This window comes from Streptomyces sp. NPDC059957 (genome assembly GCF_042730015.1).
In the GTDB taxonomy this organism is placed as follows: Bacteria; Actinomycetota; Actinomycetes; order Streptomycetales; family Streptomycetaceae; genus Streptomyces.
The window spans coordinates 44,575-63,100 of the sequence record NZ_JBHWMB010000033.1; the positions used below are offsets into that span (position 1 = coordinate 44,575).

10 protein-coding genes are annotated in these 18,526 nt (G+C 68.7%); 7 read left to right on the plus strand and 3 right to left on the minus strand.

Annotated features, from left to right (window positions below):
• Positions 1-10 precede the first annotated feature (10 nt).
• Both scpA and meaB read left to right on the plus strand, forming a co-directional pair.
• Positions 11-2,200, plus strand: a complete 2,190-nt coding sequence (gene scpA / locus ACFWBW_RS22615) for a methylmalonyl-CoA mutase (RefSeq protein ID WP_385375138.1) — start codon at positions 11-13, stop codon at positions 2,198-2,200.
• An 8-nt stretch (positions 2,201-2,208) separates the two neighbouring features.
• The gene (gene meaB, locus ACFWBW_RS22620) at positions 2,209-3,195 is read left to right on the plus strand and encodes a methylmalonyl Co-A mutase-associated GTPase MeaB (RefSeq protein WP_385375084.1); all 987 of its coding nucleotides are present in this window, start codon (positions 2,209-2,211) and stop codon (positions 3,193-3,195) included.
• Between the two features lie 301 nt (positions 3,196-3,496).
• Here the strand turns inward: meaB and ACFWBW_RS22625 are convergent, their stop codons facing one another.
• Entirely contained in the window at positions 3,497-4,507 is a 1,011-nt protein-coding gene (locus tag ACFWBW_RS22625) for an asparaginase (RefSeq protein ID WP_385375085.1), read from the minus strand.
• A 136-nt stretch (positions 4,508-4,643) separates the two neighbouring features.
• Between ACFWBW_RS22625 and ACFWBW_RS22630 the strand changes: the two genes are divergently transcribed.
• The 5 genes from ACFWBW_RS22630 (at position 4,644) to ACFWBW_RS22650 (ending at position 17,294) form a co-directional block, all read left to right on the plus strand.
• On the plus strand, positions 4,644-5,093 hold the full coding sequence (locus ACFWBW_RS22630; RefSeq protein ID WP_385375087.1) for an Lrp/AsnC family transcriptional regulator: 450 nt from the start codon (positions 4,644-4,646) through the stop codon (positions 5,091-5,093).
• Between the two features lie 134 nt (positions 5,094-5,227).
• Entirely contained in the window at positions 5,228-7,798 is a 2,571-nt protein-coding gene (locus ACFWBW_RS22635; protein WP_385375088.1) for a DUF262 domain-containing protein, read from the plus strand.
• A 190-nt stretch (positions 7,799-7,988) separates the two neighbouring features.
• Positions 7,989-9,206: a protein kinase gene (locus ACFWBW_RS22640; RefSeq protein WP_385375090.1), complete on the plus strand. Its 1,218-nt coding sequence runs from the start codon at positions 7,989-7,991 to the stop codon at positions 9,204-9,206.
• 125 nt (positions 9,207-9,331) lie between these two features.
• Positions 9,332-12,223: a DEAD/DEAH box helicase gene (locus ACFWBW_RS22645; protein ID WP_385375092.1), complete on the plus strand. Its 2,892-nt coding sequence runs from the start codon at positions 9,332-9,334 to the stop codon at positions 12,221-12,223.
• Positions 12,224-12,233: 10 nt separating this feature from the next.
• Positions 12,234-17,294 carry a class I SAM-dependent DNA methyltransferase gene (locus tag ACFWBW_RS22650; RefSeq protein ID WP_385375094.1) on the plus strand — a complete coding sequence of 1,687 codons (5,061 nt, stop codon included), beginning with the start codon at positions 12,234-12,236 and terminating at the stop codon, positions 17,292-17,294.
• 55 nt (positions 17,295-17,349) lie between these two features.
• Here the strand turns inward: ACFWBW_RS22650 and ACFWBW_RS22655 are convergent, their stop codons facing one another.
• Together ACFWBW_RS22655 and ACFWBW_RS22660 are read right to left on the minus strand one after the other, a co-directional pair.
• A complete protein-coding gene (locus tag ACFWBW_RS22655) occupies positions 17,350-17,553 on the minus strand; it encodes a DUF397 domain-containing protein (protein WP_385375096.1) in 204 nt (67 codons plus the stop codon).
• Complete coding sequence (locus ACFWBW_RS22660; RefSeq protein ID WP_385375097.1) at positions 17,550-18,389, minus strand: helix-turn-helix domain-containing protein; 840 nt, start codon at positions 18,387-18,389, stop codon at positions 17,550-17,552. Before ACFWBW_RS22660 ends, ACFWBW_RS22655 begins: the two co-directional genes overlap by 4 nt.
• Positions 18,390-18,526 lie beyond the last annotated feature (137 nt).

Here is an 18,526-nt window from a genome sequence, read left to right on the forward strand (position 1 = left end):
CACCCCCCGCATCCCCGATTTCTCCGAACTCGCGCTGGACGGCGCGGCCCCGGCCGCCGGGTCCGAGGATCAGTGGCGCACCGCGCTGAAGGAGTCCACCGGCTCGGGAGCCGCCGAGCTGCTGTGGGAGACCCCCGAGGGCATCGGCGTACAGCCCCTGTACACGGGCCGCGACCTGGAGGGCCTGGACTTCCTCCAGACCTACCCGGGTGTGGCCCCGTACCTGCGCGGCCCGTACCCGACGATGTACGTCAACCAGCCCTGGACGATCCGGCAGTACGCGGGCTTCTCCACGGCCGAGGAGTCCAACGCCTTCTACCGGCGCAACCTCGCCTCCGGCCAGAAGGGCCTGTCGATCGCCTTCGACCTGCCCACGCACCGCGGCTACGACAGCGACCACCCGCGGGTGACGGGCGACGTCGGCATGGCGGGCGTGGCGATCGACTCGATCTACGACATGCGCCAGCTCTTCGACGGCATCCCGCTGGACAAGATGACGGTGTCGATGACGATGAACGGCGCCGTGCTGCCGGTCCTCGCCCTCTACATCGTGGCGGCGGAGGAGCAGGGCGTCTCCCCCGACAAGCTCGCCGGGACCATCCAGAACGACATCCTCAAAGAGTTCATGGTCCGCAACACCTACATCTATCCGCCGAAGCCCTCGATGCGGATCATCTCCGACATCTTCGCCTTCACCTCGCAGAAGATGCCCCGCTACAACTCCATCTCGATCTCCGGCTACCACATCCAGGAAGCCGGGGCCACGGCCGACCTGGAGCTGGCGTACACCCTCGCGGACGGCGTGGAGTACCTGCGGGCCGGGCAGGCCGTCGGCCTGGACGTGGACGCCTTCGCGCCGCGCCTGTCCTTCTTCTGGGCGATCGGCATGAACTTCTTCATGGAGGTGGCGAAGCTGCGCGCGGCCCGCCTCCTGTGGGCGCGCCTGGTCAAGCAGTTCGATCCGAAGAACGCCAAGTCCCTGTCCCTGCGCACCCATTCGCAGACCTCGGGCTGGTCCCTCACGGCGCAGGACGTCTTCAACAACGTCACCCGCACCTGCATCGAGGCGATGGCCGCCACTCAGGGCCACACCCAGTCGCTGCACACCAACGCGCTGGACGAGGCCCTCGCCCTCCCCACGGACTTCTCCGCCCGCATCGCCCGCAACACCCAGCTCCTGCTCCAGCAGGAGTCGGGCACCTGCCGCTCGATCGACCCGTGGGGCGGCAGCGCGTACGTAGAGAAGCTGACGTACGACCTGGCGCGCCGGGCCTGGCAGCACATCCAGGAGGTCGAGGCGGCCGGCGGCATGGCGCAGGCCATCGACGCGGGCATCCCCAAGCTCCGCGTGGAGGAGGCGGCGGCCCGCACGCAGGCCCGTATCGACTCGGGCCGTCAGCCGGTGATCGGCGTCAACAAGTACCGGGTGGCGACGGACGAGCAGATCGACGTCCTCAAGGTCGACAACTCCTCGGTCCGCTCCCAGCAGATCGCCAAGCTCCGGCGGCTGCGCGAGGAGCGCGACGAGGCGGTCACCCAGGACACCCTGCGGGCCCTGACGAACGCGGCCGAGCGCGGGGACGGCAACCTCCTCGCCCTGGCCGTCGACGCGGCGCGCGCGAAGGCCACGGTCGGCGAGATCTCGGACGCCCTCGAGAAGGTGTACGGGCGGCACGCGAGCCAGATCCGTACGATCTCGGGTGTGTACCGAACCGAGGCAGGCGAGTCCCCGTCCCTGGAGCGCACCCGTGCGCTCGTCGACCGGTTCGAGGAGGCGGAGGGCCGCCGCCCGCGCATCCTGGTCTGCAAGATGGGCCAGGACGGGCACGACCGCGGCCAGAAGGTGATCGCGACCGCCTTCGCCGACCTGGGCTTCGACGTGGACGTCGGCCCGCTGTTCCAGACCCCGGAGGAAGTGGCCCGCCAGGCCGTCGAGGCCGACGTGCACGTGGTCGGCGTCTCCTCCCTCGCCGCCGGCCACCTGACCCTCGTGCCGGCGCTGCGCGAGGCCCTCGCCGCGGAGGGCCGCGAGGACATCATGATCGTGGTTGGTGGGGTCATCCCGCCGGCGGACGTCCCCACGCTCCTGGAAATGGGCGCGACGGCGGTGTTCCCGCCCGGCACGGTCATCCCGGACGCGGCGCACGACCTGGTGACGCGGCTCGCCGCGGACCTGGGCCACGAGCTGCACGAGCTGTAGGGGCCGCCGTGCCGCCGCGGATCGACATCCCCGCCTACACGAAGGGCGTACTCGACGGGAAGCGCGCGTTCATCGCGCGCGCGATCACCCTCGTCGAGTCCACCCTGCCCGCGCACCGGGCCCTGGCCCAGAGCCTGTTGACGGAACTCCTCCCCCACGCGGGGCAGGCGCGCCGGATCGGCATCAGCGGTGTGCCGGGCGTCGGGAAGTCCACCTTCATCGACGCCTTCGGCACGCTGCTGACGGGCCTGGGCCACCGCGTGGCGGTCCTGGCGGTCGACCCCTCCTCCACCCGTACGGGCGGCTCCATCCTGGGCGACAAGACCCGCATGGAACGCCTCTCCGTGGACCCCGCGGCCTTCGTCCGGCCCTCCCCCTCGGCGGGGACGCTGGGCGGGGTGGCGAAGGCCACCCGGGAATCGATCATCGTGATGGAGGCCGCGGGCTACGACGTGGTCCTGGTCGAAACGGTGGGCGTGGGCCAGTCCGAAACCACGGTCGCCGGCATGGTCGACTCCTTCCTCCTCCTCTCCCTCGCGCGCACCGGCGACGGCCTCCAGGGCATCAAGAAGGGCGTCCTGGAACTGGCCGACGTCCTCGCCGTCAACAAGGCGGACGGCCCGCACGAGCGCGACGCGAAGGCGGCGGCACGCGAACTGTCCAGCGCGCTACGCCTGATGCACCCGGCCGACGCCGCGTGGACCCCACCGGTCCTGACGTGCAGCGCCCGGGAATCCACGGGCCTGGAGGAGGTCTGGAACCGCCTGGAACAACACCGCGTGCTCCTGGAAGCGGGCGGCCGCCTGGCGTCGAAGCGCGCGGCCCAGCAGGTGGAGTGGACCTGGTCGATGGTCCGCGACGAACTCCTGGAACGCCTCCGCTCGAACCCGGCGGTACGGGACCTCGCCCCGACCCTGGAATCAGCGGTCCGGGCGGGCACCCTGACCCCCACCCTGGCGGCGGACCACCTCCTGGCGGCCTTCACGGACTCCTGACGGGGAACCCCACCCGATCCAGCCCCGCCGGGCGCATCCAGCCCCGCCGGCGTTCGAGGCGCAGGGTCGGGGGCGGCCGAATCCAGCCCCGCCGGCGTTCGAGGCGCAGGGTCCGGGGCGGCCGAATCCAGCCCCGCCGGCGTTTGAGGCGCGGGGTCCGGGGCGGAGCCCCGGGAAACGGAGAAAGGGCGGGGCGGGGAGCAAGCCCCGCGCAGCGGCACCCCAGACCCCGCCCCGGAATCACGCACCCCCGGCCCGACCCGCCAGGGTCAGGACCCGCCAGGGTCAGGACCCGCCAGGGTCAGGCGGCAACCAGCACGGGCCCACCCGTGGCCAGCACCCGCCTCAACACCTGAACACGCTCCCCCACATCCCCCTCGGAGAGCAACGCCGCGAGCACCGCCACCCGCGCCTGCGGCGCCCGCAGCGTCCCCGTCGGCACGGCCCCGGCCGCGACCAGATCCACCGCACCCCCATGGGTGTAGATCTCCGTCACCGGCCCCGCCGCGACCCGCGTGGTCAACGCCACCAGCACGCCCTCCGCGACAGCCGCCTTCACCGCGTCGACGACCTCCGGCGTAGCGTTGCCCGCGCCCGTCCCGACCAGCACGATCCCCCGCGCCCCCGCCGCCACCGCGGCGTTCAGCAGCACCGCGTCACCGCTCACGTGGTGCATCACGACATCCACGCGCGGCGGCCCTTCCGGCGCCTCGGGCATCGCGGGCAACGCCAGGGGCTCGGGCCGCACCGGCGTCCGCAGCACGGTGACCTTGCCGAAGCCGACCTTCCCCAACAACTGCTTCGACGGGTCGGCAAAGGCATCGAGCGCCACGGCCTGCGTCTTCACGGTCCCGCGGGCCGCGTGCACCCGCCCCGCGAACGCGATCAGGACGCCGAGCCCGCGCGTGGTCGACGCGGTCAGCAGGGCATCGTAGAGATTGCCGGGACCGTCCCCGTCGGCCGCACCCATGGGCCGCTGCGAGCCGGTGAAGACCACAGAACGCTCATCACGATGATGCAGGTCCACCAGGAACGCCGATTCCTCCAGCGTGTCCGTGCCGTGCGTGACGACGATCCCGTCCACACCCGGATCGGCGAGTACCTCGTGCACGGTCCGCAGCAGGGTCAACTGGTGCGCGGTGGTCAGCCGGGGGCTGTTCACACTGAACAGATCGACGACCTCGACGCTCACACCCTCGGGCAGCGGCGCGGTCGCCATGACCTCGGCCCCGTCGGCATCGGCCGCGAAACCGGAACCCTGCCAGCGGCTGGCGATCGTCCCGCCGGTGCTGATCACGACGATGCGTCCCATGACCACGACCCTTCCTTCACACAGCCCGAAACGGCCCGTACAGATTTTCTACAAACGGCAATGGTAGGCCGATCTACGCGCAATGCGATTGCGATTTCCCCCCACCCTGTAACACAACCTGCGTGATAATTGCGCAATGGACGCCATTGACAAAGAAATCTTGCGCGAGCTCCAGGCCGACGGCCGGCTCAGCAACCAGGAGCTGGCCCAGCGCGTGGGCCTCACCCCCTCCCCCTGCATGCGCCGGGTCCGCCAGCTGGAAGAGGAAGGCATCATCCAGGGCTACCGCGCCGTGATCTCCCCCGAAGCGGTGGGCCGCGGCTTCGAGGTCCTGGTCTCCGTGGAGGTCCGCCGCGACCGCGAGGCCGTCGAAGCCTTCGAAGCCGCCCTCCAGAACATCCCCGACGTCATCGAGGCCTACCGCCTCTTCGGCAGCCCCGGCTGCCTCCTGCGCATCGCGGTGGCGGACCTCCGCGCGTACGAACGCCTCTGGATCGAAAAACTCACGGCCCTCTCGGGCGTCACGGAGGTCAACTCCCAGATCATCATGAAACGCATCAAGGAACACACGGGCCTGCCGGTCTGACCATGAAGAGCGGGGTTCGCGCACGACGATCGTCCCGTTCCGTCGGAAAGCGGGGCGGCGAGGGTCAGCGGTCATGCAATCTGTCCCTATTCGTTCGCGCGAGCCGCGGCCGCAGCACCAACCGAGGGGGAGCCATGCAGGCGAAGGAGACCCTGTTCGCCGATCTCGTACAGGGGAGGGCCCAGCAGTTCCAGGTGCCCCTGTACCAGCGGACGTATTCCTGGACGGAGAAGCAGCTGAAGCAGCTGTGGAGCGACATCCTGGAACAGGTCGAGCTGGTCGAGTCCGGGGAGCAGGGGAGCACGCACTTTCTCGGCTCCGTCGTCCTCGCGCCCTCCCCGCAGAACGAGGCGACCTTCCCCCGCTGGCTCGTCGTCGACGGTCAGCAGCGGCTGACCACGCTCTCCCTCGCCCTGGCGGCGATCCGGGACCACATCGCCGACGCCCGGCCCGACGAGGCCGAACGCATCGACGAGGAATACCTCATCAACAAGCGCAAGAAGGGTGACGACCACTTTCGCCTGCTGCCGACCCAGGCCGACCGGTCCCAGTTCGCCACACACATCCGTGGCCCCAGGAGCACGTCGGTCGGAGGCAGCGTCGCCGACGCCTACAAGTTCTTCCGCCGCAAGCTCGTCGCGGCCGAGGATCCGGCGGCTCCGCAGGACGTATTCCGGATCGAGCAGGCCATCACCTCCCGCCTCACGATCGTGGCCGTGACCGCCGACCACGGCGACAACGTGCACCGCATCTTCGAGTCCCTCAACAACACGGGCCTCAAGCTCAGCCAGGCGGACCTGCTGCGCAACTACCTGTTCATGCGGCTGCCCGACCGAGGTGAGCACGTCTACGAGACCCACTGGCTGCCGCTGCAGGCAAGTCTGGGCAATGACGAGCTCGAACAGCTCATGTGGCTGCGCCTCGTACTCGACGGGGACGACCGGGTCCGCCGCCAAGACCTCTACACGGCTCAACAGCACCGGTTCGAACGCGGGGACACGAGCGAGGCGGCCATCGAGGCCTACATCCGGGAACTGCACCGCCACGGCCCTCTCTTCCGGCGGCTGCTCCACCCCGAGGAGGAGCCGGACGAGGCGGTCCGCGCCCATCTGCGCCGCCTGAACGACTGGCAGGCCCAGGCCACTTATCCGGCGCTGATGCTGCTCCTAGACCGGCGGGAGAGAGGGGAACTCGATTCCTCCGAAACGGCCCGGGCCCTGTCGTACGTCGAGAGCTTCCTCGTCCGTCGGATGATCTGCCGACTGCCGACGAACAACCTCAACAGGATCTTCCAGGCCGTGCCCGGACAGCTTCCGCGCGATATGCCCGTAGCCGACGGACTGCACCAGCTCCTCTCCGCCGACAACCGATTCTGGCCCGGCGACGAAGAACTGCGCGAGAAGATCCGAACGGCTCCGTTCTACCAGTACGGGCGCTGGCACCAGCGCAAGGCGGTGCTTCAGCGTCTGGAGGAGAGTCACGGGCACCCCGAACCGGTGGACTTCACCGCCGCCCAGCTCACCATCGAGCACGTCATGCCGCAGTCGCCCGGCGACGAGTGGCTCCGAATGCTGAGCGAGGACGCCGATGACGGGGAGAGCGCGGGGGACCTGCACACCCGACTACAACACACCCTCGGGAACCTGACTCTCACCGCGGTCAACTCGGAGCTTTCGAACCATCCGTTCGAGCGCAAGCAGGACCTACTCCAGGGCAGCCATCTGGAGATGAACCGCCGTATCGCCGCGACCGACCGCTGGGGTGCGAAGGAGATACTTGCCCGTGCCGACGAGCTCGCCGACCGCGCGGTGAGTCTGTGGCCGGCGCCATTGCGGGGAGTCGGCCGGGCGGAGCGCAGCCGGGACTGGCAACTGGCTCACGAGGTGCTCGCGGCCCTCCCCCACGGCACCTGGACCTCCTACGGCGACCTCGCCGCCTTCATCGGGTCCGGCGCCCAGGCCGTCGGCAACCACCTGGCCGACACGCCTGGGGTCGATCATGCGTACCGGGTCCTGACGGGTGACGGGAAGGTGGCCGACGGCTTCCAGTGGGGCCCCCAGGACGCGGGAGGGGACGTCCGCGCCCGGCTGACCGCCGACGGCATCCACTTCACGGCGAGCGGAGCGGCCGACCCCGCTCAGCGCCTCACGGCGGACGACCTCGCGCTGCTGGCCGCCGGCACCGACGACGACGTGGACGGAGAGGGCACCGAGCAAGGTGCCGGCGAAGACGCCCAGGGCGAGGAGACGCGGGCCGCGCGCTTCCTCCGGCAACTCTCCGCCGACGACTCCTCCGAGACGGTCGAGGCGGTACGCGACCTCTTCGCCCGCTGGCAGGTACTCGGTGGCTGGATCGGCTACGGATCGGGCCGCGTCACCACGAGCGCGTTCTTCATGCTCGGCGACGCGGGTGCTCCGGGCAGCGGCATCTGGCCTCTCACTCTCTACCCGGGCAGCGGGCGCGGTGGCACGGCGGAGGTGGTCTTCCAGCACCTCGCGGCCCGGGAGCCGTTCACCGACCGCGCGCTGCGTTCCGAACTCCTGCGGCGTCTCAACGAACTGGACGGCATCGACATCCCCGAGGGCAAGCTGGAGCTGCGCCCCAACGTCCGGCTGTCGCTCCTGGGGAACGGCACCAACCCCGAGTCCCTCTCCAAAACCCTGGCGTGGTTCAAGGACCACTGGGACAGCCGGGACACGGCCTGAGGCCGCGGCGGGCGCTCCCGCCCCGCACGGTGCCTGCGACCAGGTACAGCAGATAGCGAAACGCTGCTGGAGGCGGTATCCGGCCAAGGCGCAGGGGACCCGCCCCCGACCGGGCCATACGCCGGACACCGCCGATACCCTTGGCGCGTACGCGCGCGAGCATCGGTAGATCTTCAAGGGTGGGACCAGAGTGAACACAACGCCGCTGAGCCCGGACGATCCGGCCGAGCTGGGCGGGTTCACGCTGCTTGGACGAATCGGCCACGGCGGCATGGGCCAGGTCTATCTGGGCGAGTCCGCCGCAGGTGAGGCCGTCGCGGTGAAGGTCATCAAGCCGACGGTCGTCGACTCGGAGACCCGGCAGCGGTTCGCCCAAGAGATCGAGGTGCTCAAGACGGTCTGGGGGCCGCGCGTCGCGGCGTTCGTGAAGGCCGACACGGAGTCGGAGCAGCCGTGGCTCGCGACCGAGTACGTGGAAGGCCCGGACCTGCGCCGGCTCCTCGATACGCGCGGAGTCCTCTCGCCCCTGGCGGCCGCTTCGCTCGGAGCCACCCTGGCCGAGGCGCTGGCCGGGGTCCACGGCCAGGGACTGCTGCACAGGGACCTCAAGCCGGCGAATATCCTGCTCGGCCCCAACGGGCCCAAGATCATCGACTTCGGCCTCGCCGTCTTCGCCGAGTCCAGCGCCTCCCTCACCGCCCCGAACATGGTGATGGGCACACCGGCCTGCATGTCCCCGGAGCAGGCGAACGGGGAGAAGCCGCTGACGGCTCCCGTGGACGTGTACGCCCTCGGGGCCGTACTGCTGTACATGACCACCGGCCATTACCCGTACCAGGCCGACCACGTGCAGGTGCTGTTCAGCCACATCGTCAATCCCGACAAGGCACCCGACCTGTCAGGAGCCCCCGCTGAACTGACCGGCCTCCTGTCGTCCATGCTGCAGTACGGGCAGCAGGACCGTCCGACGATGGCCGGGGTGGTCTCCGAATGCGTGGAGGTCATCAAGTCACACGGAGTGTCGGTAGCCCACGCACGCCGGCAGCTGACCTCTCTCGCGGCGGTCGGGTACCAACCGCCGGAGCCCAACCCGGCACCGGCCCCCGTCCCGCCGACGACACAGACCGCGGCCTTCGCGGAGGCCGGCACCCTCCCGGTCCCGGCCCCGCACGCCAACCCGACGACGCTCGCTCCGACTGTCCCGCTCCCGCAGCAAGCCGGACCGGCTCACTCTCCGGGCTACACCCCCACCGTCGCGGAGACCGCTCCGGACTCGGAGCCCGCGGCCGGTTCCGCACCGCAGCCCGTGGCCGCGTCCACGCCGCCTGCCGGCCCGCGCCGTTCGGCCGCCGCGCGCAGGATCGCGACCCAGCTACGCGAGACGTACGCGTCGACTGCCGCGTTCTGAGCGGACCGCGGCCCACGGCCCGAGGGCGGGTCGGGCAGAGGGGACCGTCGCCCCTTATCCCGGGCCACGGGCCACGGGCCACACGAAGATTTACACAGTTCAGCAGCTACCAGGAGGTACCGCGGGTGACCGCCCAGCAGTCCAGCCCGCCATCCGGCCAGGGCGAAACCGGCACGAGTCTCCCTCCCGGCGCCCAGATCGTCGTGCGCGACGAGGAATGGCTGGTCAAGAACGTCACCCGGACCGACCACGACGGTGACCGCATCGAGGCCGTCGGGATCTCCGAGTTCGTCCGCGACCAGGAGGCCGTGTTCTTCACCGGCCTGGAGCGCACGCGCGACGGCGAACCGGGCATCGAGCTGATGGACCCCGCCAAAACCACGCTGATCAGCGACGACTCCCCGAACTTCCGCCGCAGCCGGCTCTTCCTGGAAGCGATCCTCCGCAAGACCCCGCTGCCCCAGTCCGAGCGCGGCCTGGCCCTCGCCGACAGCTTCCTGCTCGACCCTCTCCCCTACCAGCAGCGGCCGGCGCAGCTCGCGCTCTCCGGACGCAACCTCCGCCCCCGCATGCTCATCGCCGACGTCGTGGGCCTCGGCAAGACCCTCGAGATCGGCCTCACCCTCGCGGAGCTGATCCGCCGCGGGCGGGGCGAGCGCATCCTCGTCGTGACCCCGCAGCACGTCTTGGAGCAGTTCCAGCACGAGCTGTGGACGCGATTCGCGATTCCGCTCATCCGGCTCGACTCCGCGGGCATCGAGCGGATCCAGCGCGAGATCCCGGCGGGCCGCAACCCCTTCACGTTCTTCAAGCGCGTGATCGTCTCCATCGACACCCTCAAGAACACCGATCAGTACAAGCACCACCTGGAGCACATCCGGTGGGACGCCGTCGTCATCGACGAGTCGCACAACCTGATCAACCGCGGTTCGCTCCGCAACCAGCTCGCACAGCTCCTCGCCCCGCAGACCGACGCCCTCATCCTCGCCAGCGCCACCCCGCACAACGGCAACGCCCGCTCCTTCGCCGAACTGATCGCGCTACTGGACCCCGCGGCGATCCGTGACCCCGAGCGCTACTCGGCCGACGACATCAAGCACCTCTTCATCCGGCGCACCAAGGTCAGCGCCGAGGTACGGGAGAAGATGTCCGGCCAGTGGGCCGAACGGGGTCGCTCCGAGTCGGTGCGCTGCGCTGCCACCCCGGCCGAGGAGAAGATCTTCGAGGAACTCGCCCAGGTCTGGCTGCCCACCGAGAGCCGCTCGGTGAGCGAGGTCCCGCTCTTCCCGTACACCCTGCTGAAGTCCTTCCTCTCTTCCCACGCCGCCCTGGGCTCGACGGTCGAGACCCGCATCAAGACGCTGGAGAAGAAGGACGCCCCGAGCACGACGGGCGCCGAACTGGCCGCTCTCCACCGGCTCCAGGAGCTGACGGCCGGTCTGACCGATCAGGATTCAGCCAAGTTCACCGCTCTCGTCGAGCAGCTGAAGGAAATCGGAGTCGGGCCTCGCAGTGAGACCCGGGTCGTGGTCTTCTCCGAGCGCGTCCAGACCCTGGAGTGGCTGCGGTCCGCCGTACCGGCGGCCCTCGGCTTCAAGGGCAAAGCCCTTGAAGAAGCAGCCCGGGTCATGCACGGCGGACTCTCCGACGAGCAGCAGATGCAGTGCGTCGAGGACTTCGGCCTCGCCGACGCACCCGTACGCATCCTCTTCACCGGCGACGTCGCCTCCGAGGGCGTCAACTTGCACCGCCAGTGCCACCAGCTCATCCACTACGACGTCCCCTGGTCGCTGATCCGCATCGAGCAGCGCAACGGCCGTATCGACCGCTACGGCCAGACCCACAAGCCGCAGTTCCGCGCCCTGATCCTGACCAGCGAGGTGGACGGCGCGAAGGACGACCGTACGGTGGCCGAGCGGCTCCTGGAACGCGAGGACGAGGCGCACCGCTCGCTCGGCACGGCGGAGGCGGTCTCCGGCCTGTACCGCGCGGAGGCCGAGGAGAAGTCGCTGATCCAGGACCTGCTCAAGGGCCGTACGGTCGACGAGTCCCTCCAGCACACCGCAGAGGAGGCGGGCGGGGCCGACGACTTCCTGGCCGACTTCTTCGCCCAGGTCGACGACACCGCCGAGGCCGCTGGGACGCCCGACTCCGACGCGTCCGCACCGGACGAGTCCTCGGCCCCGCCGAAGGCTGACGTCCCCCGTCTCTTCACGACCACGCGTGAGTTCGTCGACGAGGCGGTGCGGGAGGTCTACCCGGACGCCCAGCAGACCCTCGGGATGGACCGCGACCCGGAGAACGGCCTGATCTCCTTCAAGCCGCCGGTGGACCTGGTGCACCGGCTCAAGGCGCTGCCGCCCGACTACCGTCGCGAGCAGCGCCTGAGCGAGCGCCTGTTGGTCACCCTCAACCGGAAGCTCGCCGACCGCTCCCTCGTACGGGCCCGCGAGTCCGGCACCTCCAGCTGGCCGGAGATCTCCCTGCTCACCGATCTCCACCCGGTGGTGGAGTGGTTGACCGACAAGGTGCTGGTGAAGCTGGGCCGCCAGGAGGCCCCGGTCATCACGGCCGACGTCGAGGCGCCCGTGTACCTCGTACAGGGCATCTACTCCAACGCCCTGGGCCGCCCCACGGTCGTGAAGTGGATGGCCGTCACGGGCGACGAGGTCACGGACGACATGGTGGGGATACTGCGCGAGGCGGGCATCGGCCCGACAATGGCCAACCCGTTGCAGCGCCACGACCTGGACGGCCTGCGGGCCGGCATCCCGGCGGCCCTGGAGACGGCCGAGGCTTTCCTCTCGCTCCACAGCTCCGAATGGGACAAGGCTCTCCTCGCCCCGATCGAGGAGTACCGGCAACGCCTGGGCAAGTGGGAGCAGCCCACCCTCGCGGGCGAGGAGACGAAGGACGACCTCTCCCGCCTCGCCGACTCCCTGCTGACGACGGGCCGCCCGATGCTGCGCGTGCTGGCCGTCCTCGATTCCGCCCACGGCTCCGCCGCACAGGCCTAGGAGAATCCCCATGACGTACGACTCCCTGGTCAACCGCGGCGAGTACTTCTCCGCGCACTACCTGGCCGAGGTCTTCCCGAAGGACCTCAAGTCCGGCCTGCTGGCGGCTTGGAAGACCCGCGAGGAGGAGGTCAAGTCCTCGGACGACGAACGGGAACCAGCCGCGGAGGCACTCCCGGTCACTCCCCGCCTGGGCCTGCGCACTCTGCGCCGCCCGTACTTCCGTACGCGCGCCTTCTTCGCGGAGGCGGCCGGTACGGCCGACGATGCGACGACGTACGACTCCCCGGACTGGCGTGAGCGGGCGACCTCGCTCAACGCCTCGGTCCTCCGCTCCCTGGGCTACGACGCCAAGCCGCAGACCCTCACGGTCGTGCGCGCGGACCACACGTACGAGATTCCGGTCGCCCACGCCGAAACGGGCCTGGTGGCGGTCGACTGCGGCTGGGCGGCCGAACCGGACGCAGCCCTGGACCCGGAGGGCCCCGGCCGCCTCCTCGCCCCCATCTCCCTGGATGCATCCGCATCCCTCCGTACGGGCTCGAAGCTGGCGTCGTTCCTCTTCGCGAGCGAGGACGCACCGCGGTACGTGCTGCTCCTGGCCGGCGGCGTAATCGTGTTGGCGGACCGGGCGGCATGGGGCGAGGGCCGCTACTTGGCGGCCTCCCTCGACACGGCTCTGGACCGCAATAACACCAAGGATGGCCAGGAACTCGACACCCTGGCAGCCCTGTTCGGCGCGGACTCGCTGCGGACCCCGGAGGAAGGCGGCGAGAACCCTCTGGCCGGGCTCGTCGACAAGTCGACGAAGCACGCGGTGGGTGTGTCCTCGGAACTCCGGGACGGCTTGCGCGAGTCGGTGGAACTGATCGCGAACGAGGTTCTGGAGCGGATCACCAGCCATGAGGGCGTCCGCCTGGAGGACGTGAAGGAGCTCCCGGAACTCTCCCAGCAGCTCACCCGCGAGTCGCTGCGGTACCTGTACCGCATCCTCTTCCTGCTGTACGCAGAGGCCCGCCCCGAGCTGGGCATCCTCCCCTCCGACTACCCGGAGTACCACCAGGGATACGGCCTGGGCCGCCTCGGCGAACTGGTCGCGGAGCGCGACCTGGTGGGCGAGAAGGCTCGGGAGGGCGTGTACCTGTACGAGTCCCTGGACCTGCTCTTCAGCAAGGTCCAGGAGGGCTACCGGCCGCGGCGCACGCACGGGGTCGGTGTCAAGGAGCCGGAGGACATCGGCCTCCGCTTCGAACCCCTCCACTCGAAGCTCTTCGAACCGGAGTCGATCCGCCTGATCGGTGCGGAGTCGGTACGCGACCCCCGCCACGACGACGATATGGACAGCGAGCACCGCTACCTGGACACCCGCCTCCGCAACGCGACCCTGTACAAGGTCCTGCGGAAGCTGATGCTGACCCGGGGCAAGAAGGGCGAGCGCGGCGGCTTCATCTCCTACGCGCAGCTCGGCATCAACCAGCTGGGCGCTGTGTACGAGGGGCTGATGTCGTACGCCGGCTTCATCGCGGGCGAGGAGCTGTACGAGGTCGCGAAGAACGGCGACCCGAAGGACGGCTCGTGGCTGATCCCGGCCTCGAAGGCCGACGAGTACGCGGACGCGGTCTTCGTGCGCCGCCGCGACGAGGAGACGGGTGCCGATGTCCGGGTCCGGTACCGCCCGGGGTCGTTCGTCTACCGCCTCTCGGGTCGCGACCGTCAGACCTCGGCGTCGTACTACACCCCGGAATCCCTGACGAAGGTCACGGTCCAACTGGCGTTGCAACACCGCCTGGACCAGGACGACACGATCACGGAAGCCCGTGAACTCCTGGACTGGAAGATCTGCGAGCCGGCCCTGGGCTCGGGCGCGTTCCTCAACGAGGCCATCAACCAGGTAGCGGTGGAGTACCTCCGCCGACGCCAGGACGAGACCGGCCAGGCGATCGACACGGAGCAGTATCCGATCGAGCTCCAGAAGGCCAAGGCGTACATCGCCCTGCACAACTCGTACGGCGTGGACCTCAACTCGACGGCAGTCGAGCTGGCGGAGGTCTCTCTGTGGCTGAACACCATGCACCCCGGCATGGAGGCCCCGTGGTTCGGCCTCCACCTGCGCCGCGGCAACTCCCTGATCGGCGGCCGCCGTGAGATCTACTCGGCGGACCGCCTGAAGAAGGGCGGCTGGCTGGGCACCACCCCGGAACGCTTCCCCCTCACGGAAGCCGCCTCCGGCCTCCCCTCCGGATCCGTCCACCACTTCCTCCTCCCGGCGAAGGAGTGGGGCGCGGTAGCGGCCGAGAAGGAGGCGAAGGCCCTCGCTCCGGATGAAGCGAAGGCCCTGGCCGCCTGGCGCAAAGCGATCACGAAGTCCCCGTCCGCCAAGCAGACGACCCGCCTCCAAGGCCTTGCACGCCGGGCGGAGTACCTGTGGCAGCTGGTGGTCCGCCGCCTGGAGATCTCGGAACGCGACATCAGCCGCAAGATCGACGTCTGGGGAGCCGACCCGGAATGGCTCCACCAGCCGATCGAAGCGGTCCAGCGTGAGGATGTCCTGGCCGACCTTGAGGCGGTGGACACCCCTTACTGGCGCCTGAAGACCCTGATGGACGCGTGGTGCGCCCTGTGGTTCTGGCCGGTCCAGGAGGCTTCTCTCCTCGATGGCACGAACCCCCGCTACCGCCACGCGGCGGAACTGGCGGAGCAGTCGGCGGCCTACGATGTGGTGGTAGCTGACCCGCAGGACGAGGACACCAGCGTCCTGCAGTCCTGGGAGGAAGACGCTCTCCCCGGCTTCGACGTCGAGGCCAAGCAGCTGTCCCTCACCCAGGAGGCGGTGGACAAGCGCCGCATGGGCCGCCGCAAGGAGGCCATCACCGAGCAGCGCCGCGCGGTCATCCCCCTGGCGAACCTGGACGACTGGCTCGACTTCGCGGAGTCGCTGCTGGGCACGCAGGATGTCCCGTCCGAGTCCTTGGTCGCCGCGTTCGAGTCCCTGACAGAACTGACCCCCTACGAAGACGCCCTCCCGGACCTCATGGGCATGGACCGCAGCTACTGGCTGGAGTCCCGCTTCCCCTGGGCGGCCCACTCGAAGGACATCGCCACCCAACAGGGTTTCTTCCACTGGGAGCTGGAATACGCCCAGGTGTTCGAGCAAGGTGGGTACGACCTCCAGGTCGGCAACCCACCCTGGGTAAGGCCACGGTGGCAAGAGGACTTGGTCCTGGCGGAGCTTGATCCTTGGTTCGCTCTGACCGAGAAGTCAGGTGCCACAGAATGGCGGCTGCGTAAGACAGAGTTGCTGGGTTCAAGGCAACTCGACTACTGCCTTGAAGAATTGGCCACCAATGTCGGCATCGTGACAACACTAGGGTCGACTGCCACCTACCCGATCCTGACAGGCACTCAGCCAGATCTATACCGCGCTTTCATGTGTCGCACATGGCAACACATCAACGGATCCGGGACCATCGGCCTAGTGCACCCCGATACACATTTCTCCGGAGTCAAGGAAGGAACCCTACGTTCCAGCGCATACTCCCACCTGCGCGTGCACGCCGGGTTCATCAACGAGGCCAACTGGGCATTCCCTCACCCCGTTGGCCACACCACGGCATTCGGAGTTCATGTCTATGGACCGCGCAAAACCATTGGATTCACCCACCTGAGCAACCTCTACGGAGCCACGGTAGCAACACAGTCACTGACTCACGACGGACACGGGGAGCTCCCCGGCGTGAAGAGGGACGGGGCCTGGGATCTTCGACCTCATCGCGAGCGCGCGGTATTTGTGGACTCCGACCTTCTCAATGCCTGGCAGAAGCTCGGCGGAGACACCTCTATCGCCTCGGATCAAGCACCCCTCCTGTACCCCGTGACAACCGCAGAGAGTGGCGCCATTCGAGCACTTTCTTCCACCACCATGCGACTTGGCGACCTGACTCATTGGATCACCTCCGGACATCACGAGAAGTCCGCAAAAGACAAAGGCCAGATCCACTGGCACACGGGCGTCCCGGCATCCCATGATGATGCCGTAATGCAAGGGCCCCACATCGGCATCTCCAATCCATTTTCCAAGCAGCCCAATATTCCCTGCCGAACACATCTGGACTGGGCATCCATCGATGCCACGACCCTCGCCGAAGATGCATCTCTCCGCACAAACTATGAACGATCGAGCAGTCGAGAGGACTTCAACTCCTCCCTGGATTCATGGAACGACGCACCTTACACGCGCCGCTACCGATCCACATGGCGACGCCGTATCGACCCTAAGAGCACAGAGCGAAGCCTCTTCGTAGCACTCATCCCTCCGGGCCCTTCGCACGTCAATGCTCTGCAATCGATGGCTCTCGCAGAGAACCGGGACACGGCACTGACCGTTGGATTCTGGTCTTCGCTGCCCCTCGACTACCTCCTTCGGATCACTGGGCGAACTGACCTCCAGGTCGCGGAAGCCAGAAAGATGCCCGTCCCGACAGCCGAACACCCCCTTGCCACTCCACTCCTCGTCCGAACTTTGCGTCTCAACTGCCTGACCAACCTCTATGCCCCTCTCTGGCAAGAGCTGTTCCACCCCACATGGCCCGGGTACGAGGGATGGGCCCACGCCTGGCCGAAGCTCGCCCCGCTGGGAGAGCACCTCACAAGTGGCTGGGCGTACGACACCCCACTCCGCACGGAGTACGAACGCCGGGCCGCTCTCGTCGAGCTCGACGCACTCGTGTCCGTCTGGCTCGGGATCGCCGCTGATCAGCTCGTCGCGATCTACAAGTCCCGCTACCCCGTCCTCTTCGACTACGAGTCGGAGATGTACTTCGACGCGAACGGCCGCAAGATCGCCCGGAACCACAACACCTACGGGCACGGCCAGACCAAGGAGACCTACCCAGCGCTCCTCGACCACCTGGACAACCCGGCCAGCGTCCCGCCGCCCGAAGGGTACACCGCACCCTTCTACAAGGCCGACCGGGAGACCGAGATGCGGGCCGCGCACGCACACTTCTCCGCTCGGCTTGACGCGGAGATCGCCGCCGGCCGGTGGGCGCCGCCCGTGAAGGCTGACGCTTAGAAAGACGAACGGGCCGCGCCAACCGAGGTTGGTGCGGCCCGCGTTGTCGTGCAGGTCAGTGCGACGCGAAGGCGACGAACGTCGCCCACTGCCCCGCAGCGAAGCTCAGCATCGACCCTGCCTTGTTCTTCGAGTCGCGGACGTGAACCGAACCCACGGCGGTTGCCACCTCCACGCACTCGCCGCCCTCTTCGCTGCTGTAGCTGCTCTTCCTCCACACCAGCCGAAGCGGTTCCTGCGAAGCTTCGTGCACGCTCATCGTTCTCCCAGCACCTTCTCGATGTACGCCATTGACTCCTGCGGCGCGAGCGCCTGCGCGCGGAGGATGCCGTACTTCACCTCAAGAGCCCGAACTCGGGGACGCTCCGTATACAGGCGGCTCAGGTTCTGTACCTCCACGTACGCGATCCTGCGCCCTTCTGTCGTCTCGATCAAGGTGAACGGACCAGCAAGGCCAGCATTCTCCTCCTTGTCCAGGGGCATGACCTGGATCTCGACGGATGGCCGCTGTCCGACGAGGAGCATCTGTTCCAACTGACCCCACAGAACACGGTTCCCACCGATGGGGCGCCGCAGAATCGACTCGTCGATGACGAAGCTCACCAAGGGCGATGGGCGCCGACTGAAGATCTCCTGCCGGGCCAGTCGCGCCGCTACTCGATGCTCCACAACATCATCGTCGAACGGCGGGCGCATCACCCCGAAAACCGCCCGCGCATACTCCTCGGTCTGCAACAGCCCCGGCACCGCCTGCGTCGCATACACGTGCAGCTCTACCGCCCCCGCCTCCGACCTCGCCGCGTCGCGGAAGAACGCCGGGTACTGCGCCCGCGCAACCTCCTCCTTCATCTCCTTCAAGATGCCGCGCGCCCCGAGCACCTCGTCCGCCTGGTCGATGAACTTAGGCGGCGGGATACGCCTCCCCTGTTCGTACGCCGCGATGGTCGACGCCGAGTACCCCGTCATCGCCCCGAACTCCGACCGCTCCAGCCCCGCCCACTCCCGGAACCGCTTCAACTGCCGTCCGAAGACGTACAGGATGCCCGCCCCCGACTCGGCCTCGTACCCAGCCTCCGGCTGCTGCTGATGGTCCATGGTCCGCGCCTCCCGCGCCCAACGCGCCGGCCGTCCCGCCGGTCACGCCCCGTACCGCCGACACCCTCCGCACCGACGCGTACAGCCCGCGCCCGTCAGTGCGTCACTCCTGGTCAACGTTACTCACGCAACGCCAC